Source organism: Exiguobacterium sp. 8H, from assembly GCF_902506255.1.
GTDB lineage: Bacteria > Bacillota > Bacilli > Exiguobacteriales > Exiguobacteriaceae > Exiguobacterium > Exiguobacterium profundum.
This window is the reverse complement of sequence record NZ_LR733438.1, coordinates 1-4,838: the sequence shown is the minus strand read 5'-3', so window position 1 is coordinate 4,838 and position 4,838 is coordinate 1. Positions and strand designations below refer to the sequence as shown.

Sequence of the window (4,838 nt, the reverse complement as noted above, 5' to 3'; positions counted from 1 at the left end):
GGTTAAAGAAACAGAAAGATTTGTAAGCTGGAGCACAAAACCTTCATATTTTCTCTCATTCTAAATGACTTAAGTATTTTCAGTATCTAACAATCCATCAGTTTTTTAACAGCTCTGCTGCTATGAGTAGGATATGTTACGCAATTCGAAAACTAATCTTACCATTTACGCATGAGCTAGTTTTGCTTGGTATTCCTTAAAATAAGGAAAGAATTTAATTCTGCGTACTTAATATAAGTAGATTCAGTTCAAATTTAACATCCATACCATGTCATTTTTGAATTCTATCTTTAATTCTATCAAGTAAGGTTAAATACTAAAGATGTTTATATAATTGGGGGTCGTTTGAAGTGAGGTTAGAAAAAGGAAAATTGATAAAGAGGATGTGTCTTGTTACATTAGGAGTCATATTATTCATAGGTGGACTTGTAGCTTGCACAAAAATAGTGACTGATGAGATTGGCAAGGAAATAAATACGATCTCTACAGAGGATTTAGTAGATAATCAAGACGTGTATGCTCCCAAAGTATCAAATATTCAAAGAGATTATGAGAAAATTGAATATGGGATGACACTAGATGAAGTCGAGTCTATTTTAGGAATTGCTAGTAGTGACACAAAATACATCATGAATGATAAATCTTATGAGATACTTACTTTTTATTCAGACAACGATTCAGTTGAGTATATTCGAATTACTCTGGTTGATGGGTCTGTATATTCGACAGATATAAAAAAATAGGAGAATAATCTCATCCATCCGACGAATGATTTGGTTTATTGGTAAGGATAATGATTGAATTCGACCTTCCGTTGCCCACACTTTTCTTGCAGGAATCGAGGTCACTAAAGGACGCATCACGCGGATGACCCCTATCTCTGGCAACCTCAGAAAAATCCCGCCTATACACTTCTAATCGGTCTAAGTGGAGAAAGTGAAGGTAAACGCTGAGTTCACCTCACGAACGAGAGTACGAACTATCACCGAGACAACGTCGGGAAGAATTAAACCTCGAGCGAGGTGTAGTATGAACACTCATTTTTCAAAAGTACACTCTGCCGTCGAGACGGCTGAACAAAAAACTTAAGAACGATTTTTGAAAACTTCCTGTTAATCAGTTCTATCCCTCATAAGAGAGTTGACGGTACCGGATAAGACGTACAAGCATCGATTTGTTAAGTCTCTCGAGCTGATTTCAAAAAATGTTTTATCAGTATTTCATATTTGAACATTCAGTTTATCTCTTTTCTTGTATATTTTTTGGAAACCCTAAAGTAATTTTATCCCATGGGATAAAATTACGCTTTATTTTAAAATCCCCCTGCAAGAACAAAAAACATTCTAACGCAGGAAGACGTTCCTTTAGGAGCGTCTTTTCATCAGTTGATAAAATGCTTAGTGATTTCAAAAATCAGATGTTGTCATTATAGATTTAAAGAACTAGTTTATCTTTTTAGTTCTATAATTTATTGACATCTGAACGGTTATCTATTGTTATAGAATCACGTTCAATTAAAGGAGGAAAGCCATTGAAGGAAATTCAATATTTAGGAGAATGGGCCATCGATGAAATGACTCATTTTCTTAAAGTCATAGTCGACTCACGTCCAGAAGAATCGAAGGCAGTGTTGGTGCACGCAAGCTTTGAAAATACATATCTTAGAATAGAGGCATTGGAAGACGGCAAATTACATTTTCAACCAAACTGGTTGACAAGCGTCTTGATTGATTATAATCAAAGGTTGATTAGTATTCGGACGAGCGAAGAGGCTTTAACGAGCGAAGAATGGGAGAAAAGACATAATGAGTGATGAGTCATGGGAATACATAGATAAGTGGGGATATGTGTTCTACTACCCTTCGAATTATATTGTTATTGAGAACTTATCGGATCGATTGACGCTTATCGATATTTCCACAGGACAGCATGTTGAAATCGTACAAGATTCTAACGCAAAATATATTTCTTTTAAACTAGTCGGTTTTAAAATTCAATTTGATATTAACGGGCGTACCTTCCATTTAATCGAGAGATAAAAAGAGAGGTGAAGGGTGTGAGAACAATGCAATCAATCGAGATAATGGGATGGACAATTTTTTGCCCCGCAAAGTCTGATCAATATATTCAAAGTAGTAAGGTGGCCACGGAGTGCTTCTTAAACAACGCCTATATGATGCCGATAGCACATATAATATTAAAAAATAGCACTGATTGGGAAGTTAGCTTGTTCTATGACACAATCATGAATATTGATTATGAAGCTCGAATGATAATCATAAAAAATTCAAATGAGAAAGATGTGAAATAAGTAATGAGTAGCTTAAAAAGAGAGATGAATGCTAAAAGGGACTGTAAAGCAAAAACACCGGGTCACTGAGGCATTGATCAAGATTGAATGGGGCTAAAAAAACCTATCTACGAGGCCATTCTTGTGTATTCTGACTAGCTGTGCCTGAACCTGACGTCAATCGATGACTTAGAGGAAAAGTAGAATCTAACGCAAATGATTGTTTCTAGCAGTAAGGAGTGAGCAGTTCCCTAAGATTTGACGTTCGGCTTAAACGGAGGGAAACTTAATGTAATGGGAAAGAGAACGAGTTAATCGCCTCATTTTCGTAGATCCTTGCTTTTCTGGAACATCGGGATGATGGCTACAACAGGCGGAACAGATGACAAGAGAAAATTGGGACTATATGGACGGGGATGATTGTAGCTCTGGTTTCGACCAGGCTGCTCCGAAATCGCACAGGAACCAAGCGAGACAAAAAGAGATAGATGATAAAAGCACCCTATAAAAGTTGATTTTCATGTCCAACTTTTATAGGGTGCTTTTATGTTAAAATTTACAAAAACTTTCAAATTTCATGTGGTTAAACGCTACTTGAAGGGCCACCGCCTTGAGAATATGGTCATTGAGAGCTACAAAAATCGAGGAAAGAGGACCCATACGCTAACCTTGATTACTACAATCATCATCCTAGTCGCTAGCAAAATCTTTCTTAAAACATGAAATTCAATCGATAATTAAATCAATTACTTTATTTATAAATTTAAGTAGGCTTTATTTTTAACCATCCTTCTTAGTACATTAATCAAATTCATCAACTTGTGATAATATAAGATTATCACAAGTTGATGAATTTGATTAAATACAATTAAAATATGTATTACCTATAAATCCTGATTAAATCTATAAATACACAAGTATTTAATTTAAATTACTCATGTATTACTTAAAGTATTGAGATAACAGTAAAAAGTGTGTCTTGAAGTTTAAATGAAAAGAGGCTGAAAAATGAAAATTGAAAAGAAACAACAGTTGTTTGAATTGGCATTGCAAGAACTGACTGGGACAAACGCAAAATTGATGGAAGCTTTGAAGAATAATTATATTGATCTCGAGACACTAAGTGATATTGAAGTTATTGAGTTGTTTTGGGCAACGGAATTATTTCCTATTTATTCTGTAAAAAATTCTCATACTCTTCGCGCCTATAAGCAAGATCTTGAATTTGTACTCAGCTTCGTGATGACGAAGACAGAAGGTTTAAAGAGTTTGACGGTTCTTGACGTTCATCGCTACTTATTCGAGGTAAACGAGCAGTATGCCCCACGTACAGCCCAACGAAAAAACAGCATGTTTAAGCGGTTACTGACCTACCTCTATCTCAATCAATATCATTCACATAACCTAGCTTTCCACGTAAAAAATCAGAGACGACCAGAACCAATCTGTCGTGAGATTGATTTCGCTGAAATAGAAAAAATTGCAGAATCATTCCGTTACACTGTCAAACAAATTTATCAAAAGGAGTTAATAGAGCTTCGCAATGAAACAATTGGGTACTTACTATTGACAACCGGGATAAGGGCGTCGGAACTTTTGACGATTAAATTTGTTGATTTGAGTAGGGAGTATAATACATCATATCTTAGGGTCAAAGGAAAGCGTGGTAAATTGCGTCTAGTCCCTATCACTGAAAAAGGATTGTATCTCATTAATCGCCTGCAAACCCTTATGAAAATAGAAGAAATTTCATCTCCTTTCATTGCATTCAGTACAAAGAAAAATGAAAAAGCTATAACATATGAAGCTTTACGAATGATATCTCGTAAGGCAGTTGAGAATGTAGCTTCTAAAGAATATACTTCCCCTCATTGGTTCAGAAGGTCTTACATTACAAAATTGCTGGCAAATGACGTTCCTCTAATTGACGTTATGCAAATCGTTGGACACAAGTCAATTAGCACTACTAATGGTTATCTCCAATCGCTTAATTCTCATGCTAGAATTGTCAATTTCAAGTTACCTTATAAATAAAATTGGCGAAAAATCAAGTTCAATTTTTAATTATTAGAAATATATGGAATATAAACAAAGAACCCACAAATTGCTCCGGGGCGATTTGTGGGTTCTTTGTTTCTCTCCTGTAGACAGAGTCCTTTCTCGAAGAACAAACAAGTTAATCAATGACTTTATATTACAGTATACATATCTAGACAGAGAATTATTTAATATCAGAGTGAAGGACATGGAATCCAGGAAAGAAACATAAATTGCTTCTGACCGATGTAACGAGAACATCCAACGACATTGCAAAAAGGTTGAGCACGCCAAGGGTAAAAGACCGAGAAGTTTTTAAATCCCTCAGCGTGAACACCATTAGCATATCGCATCTGAATATCAATGTGCGAGCGAATATGAGATAGCAACCCTACATATTTTGAATGACATTTCTCCCAAATAAATATCTTTTCAATACGTTGTCTCAATGATGAGCATACTATGTTGCGAATTTTCAGAAGGGAGAATCACCCAGATAAATCGATAATAA

General features: G+C 35.4%; 3 protein-coding genes. All 3 read left to right on the top strand.

The features are described from left to right. Positions 1-350: 350 nt before the first annotated feature. The 3 genes from GVY43_RS15325 (at position 351) to GVY43_RS15315 (ending at position 4,324) form a co-directional block, all read left to right on the top strand. Positions 351-743 carry a hypothetical protein gene (locus GVY43_RS15325; protein ID WP_159563730.1) on the top strand — a complete coding sequence of 131 codons (393 nt, stop codon included), beginning with the start codon at positions 351-353 and terminating at the stop codon, positions 741-743. 788 nt (positions 744-1,531) lie between these two features. After that, entirely contained in the window at positions 1,532-1,813 is a 282-nt protein-coding gene (locus GVY43_RS15320) for a hypothetical protein (protein WP_159563729.1), read from the top strand. Between the two features lie 1,485 nt (positions 1,814-3,298). Then, entirely contained in the window at positions 3,299-4,324 is a 1,026-nt protein-coding gene (locus GVY43_RS15315; RefSeq protein ID WP_159563728.1) for a tyrosine-type recombinase/integrase, read from the top strand. The last annotated feature ends 514 nt before the right edge of the window (positions 4,325-4,838 follow it).